This is a genomic window from Paracoccaceae bacterium Fryx2 (assembly GCA_032334235.1).
Classification (GTDB): Bacteria; Pseudomonadota; Alphaproteobacteria; order Rhodobacterales; family Rhodobacteraceae; genus JAVSGI01.
In genome coordinates this window covers 279,780-295,690 of sequence record JAVSGI010000003.1, presented here as the reverse complement: position 1 = coordinate 295,690, position 15,911 = coordinate 279,780, and the positions used below count along the sequence as shown (strand labels likewise).

At 60.9% G+C, this 15,911-nt stretch carries 17 protein-coding genes and 1 other annotated feature; of the genes, 14 read left to right on the top strand and 3 right to left on the bottom strand.

From position 1 onward, the window contains the following. The first annotated feature begins 20 nt into the window (after positions 1–20). Entirely contained in the window at positions 21–1,055 is a 1,035-nt protein-coding gene (locus tag RNZ50_02420; GenBank protein MDT8853903.1) for a hypothetical protein, read from the top strand. On the opposite strand, the gene RNZ50_02415 is transcribed toward RNZ50_02420, so the two are convergent. After that, a protein-coding gene (locus RNZ50_02415; GenBank protein MDT8853902.1) for an IS3 family transposase occupies positions 979–2,222 on the bottom strand; the annotation gives its coding sequence in 2 pieces (ribosomal slippage) (positions 979–1,916 and positions 1,916–2,222; 1,245 coding nt in all). The genes RNZ50_02420 and RNZ50_02415 overlap by 77 nt on opposite strands. Beyond that, positions 1,810–1,926: a sequence feature (AL1L pseudoknot), on the bottom strand. Its footprint overlaps the gene before it by 117 nt. A 109-nt stretch (positions 2,223–2,331) precedes the next feature. Here RNZ50_02415 and RNZ50_02410 point away from each other — a divergent pair. From RNZ50_02410 to RNZ50_02385, 6 genes are all read left to right on the top strand, one after another. After that, on the top strand, positions 2,332–3,351 hold the full coding sequence (locus tag RNZ50_02410) for a hypothetical protein (protein ID MDT8853901.1): 1,020 nt from the start codon (positions 2,332–2,334) through the stop codon (positions 3,349–3,351). Then, complete coding sequence (locus RNZ50_02405; GenBank protein MDT8853900.1) at positions 3,351–4,463, top strand: hypothetical protein; 1,113 nt, start codon at positions 3,351–3,353, stop codon at positions 4,461–4,463. Before RNZ50_02410 ends, RNZ50_02405 begins: the two co-directional genes overlap by 1 nt. A gap of 216 nt (positions 4,464–4,679) precedes the next feature. Then, positions 4,680–6,326: an IS1634 family transposase gene (locus tag RNZ50_02400; GenBank protein MDT8853899.1), complete on the top strand. Its 1,647-nt coding sequence runs from the start codon at positions 4,680–4,682 to the stop codon at positions 6,324–6,326. A gap of 239 nt (positions 6,327–6,565) precedes the next feature. Beyond that, positions 6,566–8,104: an IS21 family transposase gene (gene istA / locus RNZ50_02395; protein ID MDT8853898.1), complete on the top strand. Its 1,539-nt coding sequence runs from the start codon at positions 6,566–6,568 to the stop codon at positions 8,102–8,104. Positions 8,105–8,116: 12 nt separating this feature from the next. Beyond that, on the top strand, positions 8,117–8,878 hold the full coding sequence (gene istB, locus RNZ50_02390; GenBank protein ID MDT8853897.1) for an IS21-like element helper ATPase IstB: 762 nt from the start codon (positions 8,117–8,119) through the stop codon (positions 8,876–8,878). Between the two features lie 41 nt (positions 8,879–8,919). Beyond that, positions 8,920–9,438, top strand: a complete 519-nt coding sequence (locus RNZ50_02385) for a hypothetical protein (protein MDT8853896.1) — start codon at positions 8,920–8,922, stop codon at positions 9,436–9,438. A gap of 16 nt (positions 9,439–9,454) precedes the next feature. Here the strand turns inward: RNZ50_02385 and RNZ50_02380 are convergent, their stop codons facing one another. Then, on the bottom strand, positions 9,455–9,853 hold the full coding sequence (locus tag RNZ50_02380; protein ID MDT8853895.1) for a PIN domain-containing protein: 399 nt from the start codon (positions 9,851–9,853) through the stop codon (positions 9,455–9,457). Beyond that, positions 9,843–10,070, bottom strand: a complete 228-nt coding sequence (locus tag RNZ50_02375; protein MDT8853894.1) for an AbrB/MazE/SpoVT family DNA-binding domain-containing protein — start codon at positions 10,068–10,070, stop codon at positions 9,843–9,845. The genes RNZ50_02380 and RNZ50_02375 overlap by 11 nt, the downstream gene beginning before the upstream one ends. 102 nt (positions 10,071–10,172) lie before the next feature. On the opposite strand from RNZ50_02375, the gene RNZ50_02370 reads away from it, so the two are divergent. The 7 genes from RNZ50_02370 to RNZ50_02340 all read left to right on the top strand — a co-directional run bounded on the left by RNZ50_02370 (position 10,173) and on the right by RNZ50_02340 (position 15,908). Beyond that, on the top strand, positions 10,173–10,580 hold the full coding sequence (locus RNZ50_02370; GenBank protein ID MDT8853893.1) for a hypothetical protein: 408 nt from the start codon (positions 10,173–10,175) through the stop codon (positions 10,578–10,580). A gap of 29 nt (positions 10,581–10,609) precedes the next feature. Beyond that, positions 10,610–13,156, top strand: a complete 2,547-nt coding sequence (locus tag RNZ50_02365; GenBank protein MDT8853892.1) for a phage tail protein — start codon at positions 10,610–10,612, stop codon at positions 13,154–13,156. A 2-nt stretch (positions 13,157–13,158) separates the two neighbouring features. Then, positions 13,159–13,815 (top strand): tail fiber domain-containing protein, encoded by a 657-nt coding sequence (locus RNZ50_02360; GenBank protein ID MDT8853891.1) that lies wholly within the window; start codon positions 13,159–13,161, stop codon positions 13,813–13,815. Then, positions 13,812–14,123, top strand: a complete 312-nt coding sequence (locus tag RNZ50_02355) for a phage holin family protein (protein ID MDT8853890.1) — start codon at positions 13,812–13,814, stop codon at positions 14,121–14,123. The genes RNZ50_02360 and RNZ50_02355 overlap by 4 nt, the downstream gene beginning before the upstream one ends. Before the next feature lie 112 nt (positions 14,124–14,235). Further along, positions 14,236–15,168 carry a TIGR02594 family protein gene (locus RNZ50_02350; protein ID MDT8853889.1) on the top strand — a complete coding sequence of 311 codons (933 nt, stop codon included), beginning with the start codon at positions 14,236–14,238 and terminating at the stop codon, positions 15,166–15,168. Beyond that, positions 15,165–15,413 (top strand): hypothetical protein, encoded by a 249-nt coding sequence (locus RNZ50_02345; protein MDT8853888.1) that lies wholly within the window; start codon positions 15,165–15,167, stop codon positions 15,411–15,413. Before RNZ50_02350 ends, RNZ50_02345 begins: the two co-directional genes overlap by 4 nt. Positions 15,414–15,545: 132 nt before the next feature. Beyond that, positions 15,546–15,908: a hypothetical protein gene (locus RNZ50_02340; GenBank protein ID MDT8853887.1), complete on the top strand. Its 363-nt coding sequence runs from the start codon at positions 15,546–15,548 to the stop codon at positions 15,906–15,908. The last annotated feature ends 3 nt before the right edge of the window (positions 15,909–15,911 follow it).

The following is a 15,911-nucleotide window of genomic DNA, read 5'->3' as shown; positions in this document are numbered from 1 at the left end:
CATCACCCGAAGGAAATCCCATGCCCGTCTTGGCAAACCGCGTAAAAGTCGCCACGGGCACCACAGGCACGGGCACCGTCACCCTTGGCGCGGCAGCCAGTGGGTTCCGCACCTTTGCCGCTGCTGGCGTGGCGAATGCATCCAGCGTCCGCTATGTGATCGAGGATGGCACGGCCTGGGAAATCGGCACCGGCGTCTATACCGCCGCCGCCGCGACACTTTCGCGCGTTCTGACCGAAAGCAGCACGGGTGCGCTGCTGAATCTGTCCGGGTCGGCCAATGTGTTCATTGCGGCGGTGGCGCAGGACTTCGTGGTATTCGATGATGCGACGTTCACCATTGTGGACAATGCGAACGACACCAGGAAGGTGCAGTTCCAGTTGTCGGGCATCACCGCGGGCACCACCCGGACCCTCACCATACCGAATGCGAGCGACACCCTCGCCGTTCTTGGATTGGCTCAGACATTTACCGGAGCCAAGACCTTTTCTGTGCCGGTGCTGCTGACCGGGCAGGCCAGCGATCCGGTCAGTCCAGCGAACGGCACCATATGGCACAACTCGACGACGGGGCAACTGCGGGCGCGATTGGGGGGCCAGACATGGATCATCGACGGGCAGAATGATGTTCCTTTTCTGATGCCAGTTGGTGGCGAATACATCCTGACAACCATGGGGTCTGGTTCGGCGACAGGAGCCCTTATCGGTGCTGCAGATCGCTTCGAGCTTTTTGCGTTCATGCCCCGCGTGGACATTGTTATCGACACGCTGGCGGTCAACGTGACGGTCGCGGTTGCCGCGGCGCTCGGCAAGGTCGTGATCTACAGCGCCGATGCGCTCGGTCGGCCTGATGCGCTGCTGCTGGAAACCGGCGATATGGATTACGCCACCACCGGGCTCAAGACAGTCGCGGTGGCGCTGACCCTGCGGTCCGGACGTGAACCGCCCCGGGTTTACCGGAGGGTGATTTGTTCAACGACTAGGCGACCATATCGATTGTGTTCAGGTTTGCATAGAACGCCTCCTCTGCTTCAGCGGGTGGGACGTAGCCGATAGGGCCGAGCAGGCGACGATTGTTATACCAATCGACCCACTTCAGGGTTTCCCATTCGACTTCGCGCATCGATTTCCACGGTCCGATCTGGTTGATCACCTCGGTTTTGAACAGGCCTATGACGCATTCGGCCAGTGCGTTATCATAGGCATCACCGACGGTTCCGACTGAGAGATCGATCTCAGCTTGAGCCAGTCGTTCGGTATATTTGATCGACAGGTATTGCGATCCACGGTCGGAATGGTGGACCAAGCTTTTGTTATCCAGCGTTTTTCTTTGCCAGATCGCTTGATCCAGCGCGTCGAGGACGAACTTGGTCGTCATGGATGTGGACACGCGCCAGCCAACGATCCGCCGTGCGAAGACATCGATCACGAAGGCTACGTAGACTGTCCCCGACCAGGTCGGCACATAAGTGAAGTCCGAAACCCACAGCTTGTTTGGCCGATCCGCTTTGAAGATCCGGTTCACCTTATCGTCGGGGCAGGGCAGTGACGTGTCCGGGTTCGTGGTGACGACCCTTTTGCCCCGAACCACACCCCTGATGCCCAAGGCGCGCATCAATCGCTCCACCGTGCAGCGGGCGACATCTTCGCCGTCTCGCCGCAGAACGTGCCAGACCTTCCGGGCGCCGTAAAGTTTGCGGTTGTCCGCCCAGGCCCCGTCGATCTTGAGGCTCATTGCAGCGTCGGACTTTGCTCGGCGCGATGCCCGCTCAGGGTCACGCACAATGGCGCGCCGGTCATAATAGGTGGAAGGGGCAAACTGCAGCGCTTTGCAGATCGGCTCGACCCCGAATGCCTCTCGGCTTTCCTCAATGAAATCCATCATTTGCGAAACGGGCGGTCGAGCTCCGCCTGAGCAAAATACGCTGAAGCTTTGCGCAGGATCTCATTGACCTGCCTAAGTTCCCGGTTCTCGCGCTCCAACTCCTTTATCCGTGCCTTATCGGCACTTGTCTGGCCTGGCCGGTCGCCGCCATCACGCTGGACCTGCCGGGCCCAAACGCGAAGACTGTCCGGCGAACAACCCAATTTGCCTGCGATCGCCGTCAGCGCCGCACCTTCGCTCTCATACTCATCGCGGTGTTCCATAACCAGCCGCACCGCACGTTCGCGGAACTCGGGGGAATACGGCTTCGCGGTCTTCTTCTTTTGTGTCTGTTCCATAATGGGCAATTCTCCGAGAGTTTTGCCCTCCGGTAAACCCGGGGCGGTTCAGAGCCCCGGCACACCGTGGCTGGCAGAGGCGCTATACGAGACCCGCAGCGGTACCGGCGTGCGCACGCTGATCCTCGCGTCCTGGACCGAGGCACCATCGGACTTCGTGCACGAATATCAGATCCGGGCGCGCCGCGTGGTGAGCGAGCTCGGCGCATCCACCGGGGATGCATTCAAAACGTTCGGGCGGACCGATCAGCTCTTCTGGGAAATCCGCGATGTGAAGCCCGGCCGCTGGGAGGTGGAAGTCAAAGCGATCTCGGTGATCGGCGTGTCCTCCCCTTATGCAGGCAACAGCATGGAAGTCCTCGGGCTGACCGCCCCGCCTGCGGCATTGGACAGCCTGACAATCCAGACCGCCGGTGGCCTCGCCATCCTGAAATGGCGGCCCTCCACCGATCTCGACGTGCGGATCGGCGGGCGCATCGTGATCCGCCATTCGGCGGCGGCGATCCCGACATGGTCTACATCGACCAGCATGGACGAGGTGGCCGGTTCCGATGCCATCGCAACCGTTCCGCTGAAACCCGGATCCTACATTGTGCGGGCGATGGACAACACTGGCAATTTAGGGCCGGTGGCGAGCGTCTCGAGCAAGGGCGCGCAGGTGCTGCTGTTTGCCCCGGTGTTGAGCCTCACCGCCGATCCGGTCTGGCTCGGGACACTTGTCAATGTCGTGGTCGATACCGGGGCGCTGAAACTCACCAATATAGCTGCAGAAGGGCTCTTCACCTTCCCTGCGGGCATGGACTTCGGCGCGCTGAAGCGGGTGCGGCTGCGCTCGGCAATCGACGTGGCGGCGCTGAACCTTGCCGCGCTGATCGACGCCCGTGTGCAATTGATCGACACCTGGGTCGATTTTGACAACTCCGAAGGGGCGCTGATCGACGTGATCGTCGAGGCGCGGGTTACCGACGACAACCCTGCAGTGTCGCCCGTCTGGTCCGCATGGTCGCGCCTCGACAGTTCCGAGTTCAATGTGCGCGCGGCGGAGTTTCGGGCGCGGCTGACGTCGAGCAGCCCGGATTTCAACGTGCTGGTCACAAAACTACGCATTCATGCCGAGGAGGTTCTCTGATGGGCGACTACAACCTTGCCAACCTGTCCGGAGCGCAGTTCCGCGCCGAGCTGAACCTGATCCTGACAGATCTTCAGGGAAATGAGTATGCTGCGACGGCACCACTCACAACAAGAGCAGGTCAGATATGGATAGATTCATCCGGCGCACTTCCCGTGCTGAGAATTCGCAATGCGCTCAACAACGGCTGGATCGGCATCACAGCGGCTGATGTCGCCAACGTTGCTTCCGGGACGATTACTGCGACAAATGTGCAGGCCGCGCTGAATGAGCTGGGCACTGAGAAGGCCGCTCTGGCGGGCGCGGCATTCACCGGCCCTGTATCCTTCACCGCAGGCGATGTGAACCTCGCCACAGAAGTTGTTCTTCCAGATTCCAACACAACCATGACCGCAGCGAACATGGTCAACAGCAAGATATTTGTCGGCACACCAACGGCCAACCGGAACGTGAATACAGCCATCGCCACCAATATCATTGCCCAGTTGGGTGGATATGTGGTGGGAACCACCTGCGCGTTCACCATCGTCAATCTTGCTGCTTTCAATCTGACGCTTGTGGGCGGCACGGGTGTGACCATCGTCGGCAACGCAGTCATCAACAACGGCTCTGGTACTTTCCGGATCCGGGTGGACTCGGCAACGACTGTGACGATTTACACTGAGGCGGCGATTGTGGCGGTTGCGGCGGTTGGACTTGATGCGCTGGAACGGCTGACTGTTGGGACAGTGGTTAAGGTGAAAAACGCGAACTCAACACAAAGCAGCTCGATATTCACCATTATGGGCGAAGTCGGGTTTATGCAGGCCGGTACTGTCACTTACAAGGCGGGCCAGCAGGTCTCGAATACGGGTAACACATCAACGATGAGGTTCAAACGCTCCCGTGGGATGGTTCTGACAACTTTGACAACATTCACAAGAACTGGGTCTCTTTCTATTATTGAGAGATCAGTTGATATAGCCGTTAATCCGGGCGACACATTATATATTGAACATTCAATCGGCTCCGGAACTGGAAACAGTGTAATCACAACCCCCTATATTTACACTGACGGTACGAATATATTCCCCGCCCCAGTCTACTCAAATGTGGAGAGCACCGTTGTATGAATTTCTGCAATACTCAGACGAGGCCAACACCATTGTCTGCGCCACACGCCCAAGTTCGACAGCTGCGGGGCGGTTTTTGGTAGTTTTGGAATCGTCAGGATAGGAAAATCAAGTGGTTAGCTCGCCCCAAGATGGCTTTTGCAACGTATCTGTAGTTACACGCCCTAGCGATAAATTCCCTTTATTTTCAGCGGTTTTTCCTCTATTCTGCATTCCATGTTTACGCGCGTCACAGAGTCCGGCGGTCGCCGCTACCTGCAGATTGTCGAGTCGTTCCGCAACGATGCGGGCAAGTCGCGGCTGCGCGTCGTGGCCAATCTCGGTCGGCTGGATGCGTTCAAACTGGGACAGCTCGATGCCCTCATCAACGGGCTGAACCGTGCAGCCGGGCGCGCTGAAAATACGGCGTCGGATGTCATCTACGATGCCTCCCTCGGCTACGGCGACGTCTTCGCCCTTCACGAGCTTTGGAAGGATCTCGGCTTTGATCGCGCCCTGCAGCGCGCCCTGCGATCCGGGCGCAGGGAGATCGACGCTGAGGCCCTGATCCGCGCCATGGTGTTCAATCGGCTCTGCGCCCCGGACAGCAAGCTCGGGTGCCTGCGCTGGCTCGAAACCGTGGCAATGCCCGCGATGCCACAGGGCGTCACCCACCAGCATCTGCTGCGTGCCATGGATGCGCTGATGGACCATGCCGAGACTGTCGAGGGCGCGCTCGCCCGTCAGATCAGGCCCCTCGTGGATCATGATCTGGCCATTGTCTTCTATGATCTGACCACCGTGCGCATCCACGGGGAGGGGAGGGTCGACGACGATCTGCGCGCCTTTGGCATGAACAAGGAAACCGGCGGCATCGCCCGCCAGTTCGTCCTCGGCGTCGTGCAGACCGCCGAGGGCCTGCCTCTGATGCATACGGTCCACCCCGGCAATGTGGCTGAAACCAAGACGTTGCAGGCCATGCTCAAAACCGTGCTGCAGCGTTTCCCCATCCAGCGTATCATCTTGGTGGCGGACCGTGGCCTGCTGAGCCTCGACAACATCGGTGAGCTCACCGCCATGGCCGATCATGGTGGCCGCAAGCTCGAGTTCATCTTGGCCGTGCCGGCCCGCCGCTATGGGGAACTCGTCGAGACCTTCCGTGGGTTGGCTTTCGTGGAGGGTCTTGCCGAGGCTGCCTTTGCTGGCAACCGGCTCATCGTGGCTCAGGATCCCGACCGGGCAGCGCTGCAATCGGCCAAGCGGCGGGAGCGGATAGCGGAGCTGGAAACCATGGCCGACAAGCTGGTGACACGGCTGGATGCACAGGACGCCGGCGAGACCGCCCGCGGTCGCCGCGCCTCCGACCGGGGCGCCTACAGCCGCTTCACCCGCGCCGTGGCAGAGGCCGAGCTGACCCGCTTCATCAAGGCCGACTATACCGCAGACCGCTTCAGCTGGGCCGTGGACGAGGATGCCATCACCCAGGCAGAGCTCTTCGATGGCAAGCTGGCGCTTCTGACCAACGCTCCCGACCTCACGCCCGCGGAGGCAGTCACCCGCTATAAGAGCCTGGCCGATATCGAACGCGGCTTCCGCGTCCTGAAATCCGATATCGAGATCGCGCCGGTTCATCATCGCCTGCCAGACCGCATCCGCGCCCATGCCTTGATCTGCTTTCTCGCCCTCGTGCTCTACCGCGTCATGCGCATGCGCCTGAAGGCCAAGGGACACGCCGGCAGCCCTCGCACGGCGCTCGACCTGCTGGCTCGCATCCACAGGCATCAAGCCCGTATCGCGGAAAAAACGTTCCAAGGAACCACCACGCCAACCCCGGCGCAACTCGAGCTTTTTGATGCCCTGAGCCTGCCAAAACCCGCCCGATAGGGCCCCGTAGTTACATTTTTGGCTATTACGCCATAATAATATCAATCACTTACGCGTTTAACTGTCGAACTTGGGGGGGCTGGGCGAGATTGCGTGTTTCGCTTGATGGTGGGCATCGATTTCACGGGATCATGGGCAGTCATTTCGCGTGAAGCTGGGCACTGATTTCGCGGGATCGCGGGCAGGTCTGGTCGGCAAATTGAGGATAGTTGCGCCTTCAGGAATGAAGGGGTGGCTTGATGCCGACAGGACGATTGAACATGCGCCGGATACGAGATGTTTTGCGATTGAAGCTTGGGCAAGGCCTGAGCGAGCGGTCCATTGCCGCTTCCCTCGGTCTGAGCAAGGGGAGCGTCGGAAGCTACACCCAACGGGCGCGTCATGCCGGGCTCACGTGGCCCTTGCCGGAGGGGATCGATGACGACAGCCTTGAACTTCTTTTGTTTCCAGCCCCGCCCACGGTGCCGGACGCGGAGCGGCTTGTGCCCGACTGGGCGGAGATTGACCGCGAGTTGCGCCGCCCTGGGGTGACGCGGATGCTGCTCTGGGAAGAATACCGTGCCGCGCACCCCGGGGGTTTTGCCTATACTTGGTTTTGCACGCATTACGAGGCTTGGAAGGGTCGGGTGCGCCCGACGATGCGCCAGACACATGTGGGCGGCGAGAAGGTGTTCGTTGACTTTGCCGGCGACACCATCGACGTGATCGACCCCACGACCGGCGAAGCGCGGGCCATGAAGCTGTTCGTGGCGGCAATGGGGGCATCGAATCACACCTATGCCGAGGCGGTGGCATCGGAGGGGTTGGAAGATTGGATCCTCGCGCATATCCGGATGTTCGCCTTTCTGGGCGGCGTGCCAAAGGCGGTGGTTCCGGACAATCTGAAGTCCGCCGTGATCAAGGCAGACCGGTTTGATCCGGGGCTGAACCGGACCTATGCCGAGATGGCGGCGCATTATGGCACCGCCGTTCTGCCCGCCCGGCCGCGCAAACCCCGGGACAAGGCGAAGGTGGAAGTGGCTGTCCAAGTGGCACAACGCTGGATTCTGGCGCGGCTGCGGAACCACCGGTTCTTCTCATTGGCCGAGTTGAACGTGGCGATCCGGCGGCTGCTGGACGAGTTGAACATGCGCGTGATGCGCGGCTATGGCGCCAGCCGCGCCGATCTGTTTGCCACTTTGGATCGGCCCAATCTTCAGCCCCTACCGCCCGAACCTTATGTCTTCGCCCGCTGGAAGCGCGCCCGCGTGGCACCCGACTATCACGTTGAGGTCGACAGCTCATGGTATTCCGTGCCCTTCGCGCTGATCAAACAAGAGGTCGATGTTCGCACAAGCGGCCAGACGGTCGAGATATTCCATCGTGGTCAGAGGGTTGCGAGCCACGTGCGCACCCCGGGGCGGCGCAGCCATGTCACCGTGGCCGACCATATGCCATCGGCCCATCGTCGCTTTGCCGAATGGACCCCGGCCAGAATGCTGGCGCAGGCAACCAAGACCGGCCCCGCCGTCGCCGCCTTTTGCGAGATGGTGATGGCTGACCGCCCCCATCCTGAACAGGGGTTCCGCACCTGCCTGGGTGTGCTGGCCTTGGTCAAAACCTATGGGCCGGAGCGCGTTGATGCGGCCTGCCAGCGGGGTGTGACCATCCGGGCCCGCACCGTCACCTCCATTCGTTCGATCCTCAAGACCGGCCTCGATCGCGCCTTCCTGGAAGGCTCCGAAGAGGTCGCCCCCCTCCAGCACGCCAACATTCGTGGCGGCAGCTATTACCATTGAGAAAGGACTAAAATGCTGACCCATCCCACCCACGACCGACTGTTGGCGCTCGGCCTGACCGGCATTGCATCGGCGCTCGAAGAACAACGCAGGTCAACCGCCTTCGACGCCCTCTCGTTCGAAGAGCGTCTCGGCCTGCTGGTCGACCGCGAGGCTGCAGAGCGCGACACCAAGAAACTGGCCTCCCGGCTCAAGTTTGCGGCTCTGCGCCAAGATGCCAGCGTCGAGGATCTGGACCTGCGCAGCCCACGTGGTCTTGACCGCAGTGTCATGGCGCATCTTGCCGATGGCGGCTGGATCGCCCGGCACGAGAACCTGCTGATAACCGGGCCGACCGGTTTGGGCAAAAGCTGGATCGCCTGCGCCCTTGGCCACAAGGCGTGCCGGGATGGGCGGCCCGTCCTCTATCAACGTGCGCCGCGCATGTTCGAGGCCCTTGCTCTGGCCCGTGGCGATGGCCGCCATGAACGCATCCTCAAAACCATCGCCCGCATGGATGTGCTGATCATTGACGATTGGGGCCTCGCCGTCCTCACCGCCCCGGAGCGCCGTGACCTGCTGGAAATCCTCGAAGACCGCCACGGCCGCGCTTCCACCATCGTCACAAGCCAACTCCCCGTTGACCAGTGGCACGAAGCCATCGGCGACCCAACGCTCGCAGATGCCATCCTCGACCGCCTCGTTCACAACGCACACCGCCTCACCCTCTCAGGTGAAAGCCTGCGCAGGCGCTCCGCCGTCACAAAAAAGCTTGACCAAATCGTTCAAGCCTGACTCCATGAAAGCGTCGGCCAGCCTGCCCACGATCCCGTGAAATGACTGCCCAGAATGGCGCGAAACGCGTGCCCACGATCGCGCGAAATCAGCGCCCATTCTCCGCGAAATCCGCAGGCGAGATCGGCTGGAATGGCCAAACTTGGGCTGGCGCGGGGTCGCTTCTGGGCATCGGTTCTCTTGATGAAACCGGCGAGGTCGTGGCGGGCGGCACGGCGGTCTCGTTATCTGGCGTACCGCTTGATTTGGTTCAAATGGCCATTGAGGAAGCGCGTCAGGGCCTTCCCGGCCGGATCTGGCTCGGGCTTTTGTCTGAAACAGGTCAGGTTATCGCCGATCCGGTGCAGGCCTTCTCGGGCCGTCTTGATGTGCCAGAAATCAAGGATGATGCTGACAGCTGCACGATTACCATCAGCTATGAGAGCCGGTTGATCGACCTGACCGTGGCGCGGACCTGGCGCTACACCCATGAAAGCCAGCAGGTGCTGTATCCAGGCGATCTTGGCTTTGAATATGTCACCGCCATTCAAGACCGCGAGATTACCTGGGGACGAGGATGACAAAGCGACAGATCATTCATGCCTTGAAAGGGTTCACAATGCGAAGCTGATCTTCGACAAGCAAGCCGTCATGCATGTCTTCCGAGTAGAGTGTTGTGCACCCTTCTCTGAGCGCCGCGGCAACAATCATTGCATCGTAAACAGAAAATCCATAGCGCTCGCCCAAAGCACGTCCGACGTCATGAGTCTCAACCGTCAGATCGCACACCGTGCATAACTTGCGAATGCCGCCAAGAAACAGCCCGGCTTCCTGCCATGACATCCCCGCTTTGCGGCGACAATTTACCAGCGCCTCATTGAGCACCTGAACGCTGATGGTACCCCGCTGGCCCAGAAGGCGTTCGGCAGTTTCTGCTTTTGGGCCATCATCAAGCAGATAGAGAATGATATTTGTGTCGAAAAAATCAGCGCTCATGCGCGGCATCTCTGCTTAGGCGCGAAGCCGCAGGCAGTCGCCCGCGGAACTGGCGCAGAGACGATAAAACCTCTTCGGGGCGCGGGTGACGTGCAACCACCAGTCCAGCCTCATCAGGATGCAATTCTATGTCATCACCTTCTTTTAGCCCAAGCTTGCGCACAAGATCGGCAGGCAAACGAACGGCGAGCGAGTTTCCCCATTTTGCGACTTGCATTCCGGTCTCCCTGTCATGTGTTGGATATACATTTATTCGTGTATATCCAACACACCAAAGAAACAAGTCTAACTGCTTACGCGACACGAGGATCAACCACGAATGCCGCACATCGACAATTGGGAACGCTACCTCGCAGAGGCAATCGACGTCGCACATGCAAAACCCTTCGCTTGGGGCCTCCACGACTGCGTAACCTTCGCTTTTGAGACCCGCATGACCCTAACCGGCGGCGCGGATGTGGCCGCGCTCTGGCGCGGACGCTACAGCACAGCGCTTGGCGGCGCGCGCGTCATGCGCCGTCTTGGCTGGGCCTCGCTGGAAGACATGGGACTCGCACTGCTCGATGCGCCGCGAGAGACGCCGCTGCTGGCCCAGCGGGGTGACATTGTGCTGGCGGACACAGGCCTTGGTTTTGGAATTTGCGTCGGCGCTACGGCGGTAGGCATGGCAACCGAAGGCCTCATGACCATGCCGCTTACTTCCTGCCGACTTGCCTGGACCATCTGAAACCACCAACCTGATATTGGAAGCACCCCATGCCCTTCATCGTCTCAGCCGTCGTCGCCGTTGCGGGGGCGATCAGCGGGGTATTGGCCGCAGGCGGCATTGGCGCGGCCCTGATCCGGATCGGCGGCACGCTTCTGTTGTCTTATGCAGCACAGGCTTTGATGCCAAAGCCGCAGACGACGCTGCAAAACCGCACGGTGACCATCCGCGAACCCGTGGTGCCGCGCGATTTGGTGTACGGCCGCACCCGCAAGGGCGGGGTTATCGTGTTTCTGAACTCCTCGGGGTCAGACAACGCAGTCCTTGATTTGGTAATAGTGCTGGCCACGCACCGGGTGAACTCCATCGGCGCTGTTTATTTTGAAGGCGAGGTCGCGCTGAACGCAGCCGGTGCTGCGCAAGGTCGCTGGGCGGGCAAAGTAAGCATTGAGAAGAAGCTCGGTGATGCCAACCAGACTGCGTTTGCGGCGCTGAAAGCAGCATTGCCCGACAAATGGACCGAAAACCACCGACTGCGGGGCTGCGCTGCAATCCATCTGCGGCTGACCTATGATCAGGATGCCTACCCGGGCGGCATTCCAAACATCACAGTGGATCTTGAGGGCAAGAATGACATCTGGGATCCGCGCATCCAAACGTCCGTTTATTCAGAAAACCCCGCTCTTTGCTTGGCCGATTATATGGCCAACACCACTTGGGGCATTGGCGCGCGGATCGGGCAACCGGACGGCATTGATGAGATGGCCCTCATTGAGGCGGCCAATATCTGCGACGAGCCGGTGGCACTCGCAGGGGGTGGGACGGAGCTGCGCTATGCCTGCAACGGGGTCATCACGCTTTCTGAGGTTCCCAAAACCATCATCGAGGGGTTGCTGACATCCTTCGCCGGGCGTTGCGCTTTCTCGGGCGGGTCTTGGCGCATTCATGCAGGAGCGTGGCGCGCACCGTCCGTGGCGCTGACTGCAGATCATGTTCGCGAGGCTGGTCTGACCTTGGCCACGCGCGTGACGATGTCATCAAACTTCAACGGGGTGCGCGGACAGTTCGTAAGCCCAGAGAACGATTGGCAGCCCGATGACTTTCCGGCCTATGCCAGTGCGGCCTATTTGGCGGAGGACGGCGGCGAGCAGAAATGGCGCGATATCTCGCTGCCCTTCACCATCTCGGCGGCAATGGCGCAGCGACTGGCCAAGATCGAGCTGGAACGCGCGCGGCGTCAAATGACGGTACGGCTGTCGGGCAAGCTGTCCGCTTGGGCGGCCACAGTCGGTGATGTGGTCGCGCTGTCTTACGATCGTTGGGGCTTTGCTGCCAAACCGTTTGAGGTGCAGGGCGTCAGTCTTGATCTTGCGGCCTCGGGTGATGCGGCTCTGCTGCTGCCAGAACTGGTCCTGCGCGAAACCTCGCCGCTGGTGTACGACTGGGCTGCAAGCGAGGCACAGATATATGCGGCCGCCCCACGCACGGCGTTGCCGAATGCTTTTGATATTCCAGCTCCGGGGCCGCCCACGGTTACAGAGGATCTTTATATTACCCGCGATGGTGGCGGGCTCAAGGTTCTGGCGCGCGTTGCCTGGGAGGCCGCCCCTTCGGGCTTTGTTGCGGGCTATCAACTGCAGGCACGGCAGAGTGAAGGCGGTGATTGGCTGGATTATGGCCGCACCGATGGTACCAGCCTTGAGATCCGTGATGTTGCGCCCGGCGCATGGCAATTCCGGGTGAAAGCGATCTCGGTGCTGGGCGTGTCGTCGGTCTGGCAAACCGCGTCAGTCGAAATTCTGGGCCTGACAGCACCCCCAGCCGGGCTGGGCAGCGTCACGCTGCAAACCGCCGGTGGTCTTGCCATCCTGAAATGGGCCCGCTCCGTTGATCCTGATGTGCGGGTTGGCGGCAATATCGTGATCCGCCATTCGAAAGAAGTCACGGCGACTTGGTCGGACAGCTATTCGATGGACCGGGTGGGCGGCGGCGAGGCTATAGCCGTAGTGCCACTGAAGCCCGGGACATACCTTCTTCGGGCAGAGGATAGTGGCGGCAGAGCCGGACCGGAAACCCGAGTGTCTACAAAAGGCGCGCAGGTCTTGGCCTTCTCGGCCTTGGCCTATCTGCAAGCTGATCCGGGGTTCGTGGGGAGCAAGACGGGTTTGCAAGTAGCAGGCTCAAACCTGACACTGACGACCGCAACAACTGGCGGCGTCACACAGGTCACTGCAATGGAGGGGCAATACGGTTTTGCTGCTGGGCTCGATCTTGGGGCTGTCAAACGCGTGCGCCTGCGTTCTGAGATCGGCGTTGCAGCCTTGGCACTGAACGACCGGATCGATGCGCGCACAGCACTCATGGACAGCTGGGCCGACTTTGACGGCGCGGCTGGTGCTGAAATCGACGTGCTCTTCGAGATACGCGAAACTGATGACGACCCAAACAGCAGCCCCAATTGGGGCCCTTGGGGTCGGCTCGACAACCATGAGATCGAAGCCCGCGCTGTTGAGGCCCGGGCCTATCTCTCCACCAAGGATGCGTCCTACACGCCGATTGTCTCCCAACTGCGGCTTTATGCCGATGAGGTCGCCTGAGAATGCCCCAGACATCGAGTTTTGCAATCACCAATGATGCCGGAGCCGCTGTTCGCGCCCGGATCAACGAGGTGATCGCCGCCTTACAATCCACCAGCGCCGGGGCGACGGCACCGACCGCAGCAATTGCTGGCATGCTCTGGGTCGACACCTCTGCCTCCCCGCCGGTGCTGCGGCGGCGCAATGCGACGAACACAGGCTGGGACGCGCTTTTGGATGCTGCGGGCAATTTGGCAGGGTTGGCAAATACGGCGCTGGCGCGGGGAAACCTCGGACTTGGCACAATGGCGACCAAAGCCGCAGTGGATTATGACGCCACGATTGCAGGCAAGGCGGCGCTCACGGGGGCGACCTTCACCGGGGTGGTGACAGCGCCAAACTTCGTGTCCTCGTCAGATGCGCGCCTGAAATCTGACATTGAGACCATTCCGGATGCGCTGGCGCTGGTTTGCGCACTACGCGGCGTGCGCTTCACCATGGATGGAACCCGCCAGATCGGCGTGGTGGCGCAAGAGGTGGAGACGGTTCTGCCTGAGGTCGTGCGGGCAGATCAGGCAGGGCAACTGTCCGTCGCTTATGGCAATATCACAGGCCTTCTCATTGAGGCCGTCAAGGAATTGACCGCGCGTGTTGCGGCATTAGAGGAGGCACGCCGATGAATGATGGTGGGTTTATCGACATGATCAATTCGGTATTCGGCGGCGCTGTCACCACCCTGATCGGTGCGCTGACCGGACGGCTGATGTGGCATTCAGGCGAGGTGAAACTCGGACGGCGCCGCTTTTTTGGCAAGGAGCTCCTCTGGGAAATTCCCGTTGCCGTTGGCATGGCGCTGATTGGCGAGGCTGCAGCGAATTACATCGGCCTCGCGCAACCCGTCTCGACAGGCTTTGTGGCAACCCTCGCCTATCTTGGGCCCCGCGGGGCTGAGGCGCTGCTGGCGTCCTGGCTGGGCCGCAAGAAGTAATTGCCCGTTCTGGCACGTGCTCCGGCGCGTGTTCTGACACATTTGCACAAACACCAAGACCCCAAGCGCCGCCCAATCTCGGGCGGCGTTTCCTTTTGCATGGGACAACGACATGACCGCTTTTGAAATCGCCCAAAGCTACATTGGCACCACCGAAGGACCGGGAGCCGCAAACAACCCCAAAATCATCGAGATGTACGCGACCATCGGCCAAGATTGGGTCGAGCACGACGACATGGCCTGGTGTGCGGCCTTTGTGGGGCATTGCCTTGAGAAGGCTGGGATCCGCTCTACCCGCAAACTGACCGCGCGCTCTTATCTGGACTGGGGTGAGGCTGTGGATCTCGCCGCAGTGCGTCCGGGCGATATTGGCATCATCCCGCGTGGCACCTCGGCCTGGCAGGGCCATGTCTTTTTTATCGACTGTGTTGAAGGCAAGTGGCTGTTTGCCTTGGGCGGCAATCAGGGTGATGCGGTCAGCGTGCAGCGCTATCCGGTCTCAAAGCTGATCGGTCTTCGGCGCGCGCCAGCTTCCGGATCGAGGCGTCCGCCCCCGATCAAGGCAGTGCAATCGATGTTGCGCGATCTTGGTTATCATGAAGTGGGCGCGGTTGATGGTGTAATGGGCAGTCGCACAAGGGGCGCTGTTCTGGCCTTTCGCGCTGACCACGGCCTGCCGCTGGAGCCGGTGATTGACGCCGCTTTTGTCGCAGCGCTGGAGACCGCAAAGCCGCGCGCGGTCAGCTCCGAGCGCGCATCTGGGCAGCCAGCCGCCTCGCGCATTGTCACCGCCGCCAATGCGCAGATCGCGCTCGGTACTGCCGGGTCAGCGGGGATTGCCCTGACTGATCTGGCGCCTCTGATCACACAAGCCGAAGATGGGCGCGATCTCGCGACCCGGGTGTTGGACTTGGTTGGGCTTGGGGCGCATGCAGCCACGGTCCTCCCCCTACTGGGTGCCGTGCTTTTCCTCGCCATCATCGTCTTTGCGGTTAAATCCCGTGCCGCTCGGATCGAGGATCACCGGTTGGGAAAAACACCATGATCGTGGCTGCAATGCTCCGTTTGGGGACCTGGCTGCGCTTGGGTCTGGCGCTGGCGGCGATTGCGATCTGCGCCCTTTGGATTGCCTTCGCCCGAGGTCGGGCGGAGGCGCGCGCGCATCTTGCTGTCAAACAGGCAGAGGCCCGCATTCGCTCTCTCACCATTGCAAAGGACATCCGCCATGAGCTTGAGGTTTTGCCTGACGCTGAGCGCAAGCGCCGTCTTACTCGCTGGATGCGGGATTGATCTGCGCGCCCCCGCCGATTGCGATTGGGCCGAGCCAATCATGCCCTCGCGCGAAGATCAGCTGACGGATGGCACTGCATTCCAAATCCTGACCCATAACGAGACCGGCGCGCGGCTTTGCGGGTGGCGGCCATGACAGGTCTGTCTCTGAGCAGGGTCTCCACGCTGGAAGGTCCAGTCATTCTGATCGGCTATGAATACCGCCTACAGCTTCAGGCTGAGGCTGATCTTTTTCCTGAAGCGGCCACCTTCACGGGACAGCTGCGCTCTACGGTAACCGACAGCACAGTCCTTGCCACCCTCTCAACGGCGAACGGCAGCGCGCTGCGTCACGATGAGCGGACCCTCGAGATTGTGGTGGCAGCGGATGTGACGGCCGCCCTCATTCCCGGCAGTGTGGTTGTGGATTTTATCCGCACGGATCTCACCCCGGAGCGCCCGCTTGGCTTCTCGCTGGAAATCCCGGTTCAGCAACCGGTGACGCGGGGACTTTGACGC

Bases quoted from the DNA above. Each gene is read 5' to 3' on its own strand.
- RNZ50_02420 (MDT8853903.1), top strand. From the start codon at position 21: ATGCCCGTCTTGGCAAACCGCGTAAAAGTCGCCACGGGCACCACAGGC.
- RNZ50_02405 (MDT8853900.1), top strand. From the start codon at position 3,351: ATGGGCGACTACAACCTTGCCAACCTGTCCGGAGCGCAGTTCCGCGCC.
- RNZ50_02400 (MDT8853899.1), top strand. From the start codon at position 4,680: ATGTTTACGCGCGTCACAGAGTCCGGCGGTCGCCGCTACCTGCAGATT.
- istA (MDT8853898.1), top strand. From the start codon at position 6,566: ATGCCGACAGGACGATTGAACATGCGCCGGATACGAGATGTTTTGCGA.
- istB (MDT8853897.1), top strand. From the start codon at position 8,117: ATGCTGACCCATCCCACCCACGACCGACTGTTGGCGCTCGGCCTGACC.
- RNZ50_02385 (MDT8853896.1), top strand. From the start codon at position 8,920: ATGACTGCCCAGAATGGCGCGAAACGCGTGCCCACGATCGCGCGAAAT.
- RNZ50_02380 (MDT8853895.1), bottom strand. From the start codon at position 9,853: ATGAGCGCTGATTTTTTCGACACAAATATCATTCTCTATCTGCTTGAT.
- RNZ50_02375 (MDT8853894.1), bottom strand. From the start codon at position 10,070: ATGCAAGTCGCAAAATGGGGAAACTCGCTCGCCGTTCGTTTGCCTGCC.
- RNZ50_02370 (MDT8853893.1), top strand. From the start codon at position 10,173: ATGCCGCACATCGACAATTGGGAACGCTACCTCGCAGAGGCAATCGAC.
- RNZ50_02365 (MDT8853892.1), top strand. From the start codon at position 10,610: ATGCCCTTCATCGTCTCAGCCGTCGTCGCCGTTGCGGGGGCGATCAGC.
- RNZ50_02360 (MDT8853891.1), top strand. From the start codon at position 13,159: ATGCCCCAGACATCGAGTTTTGCAATCACCAATGATGCCGGAGCCGCT.
- RNZ50_02355 (MDT8853890.1), top strand. From the start codon at position 13,812: ATGAATGATGGTGGGTTTATCGACATGATCAATTCGGTATTCGGCGGC.
- RNZ50_02350 (MDT8853889.1), top strand. From the start codon at position 14,236: ATGACCGCTTTTGAAATCGCCCAAAGCTACATTGGCACCACCGAAGGA.
- RNZ50_02345 (MDT8853888.1), top strand. From the start codon at position 15,165: ATGATCGTGGCTGCAATGCTCCGTTTGGGGACCTGGCTGCGCTTGGGT.
- RNZ50_02340 (MDT8853887.1), top strand. From the start codon at position 15,546: ATGACAGGTCTGTCTCTGAGCAGGGTCTCCACGCTGGAAGGTCCAGTC.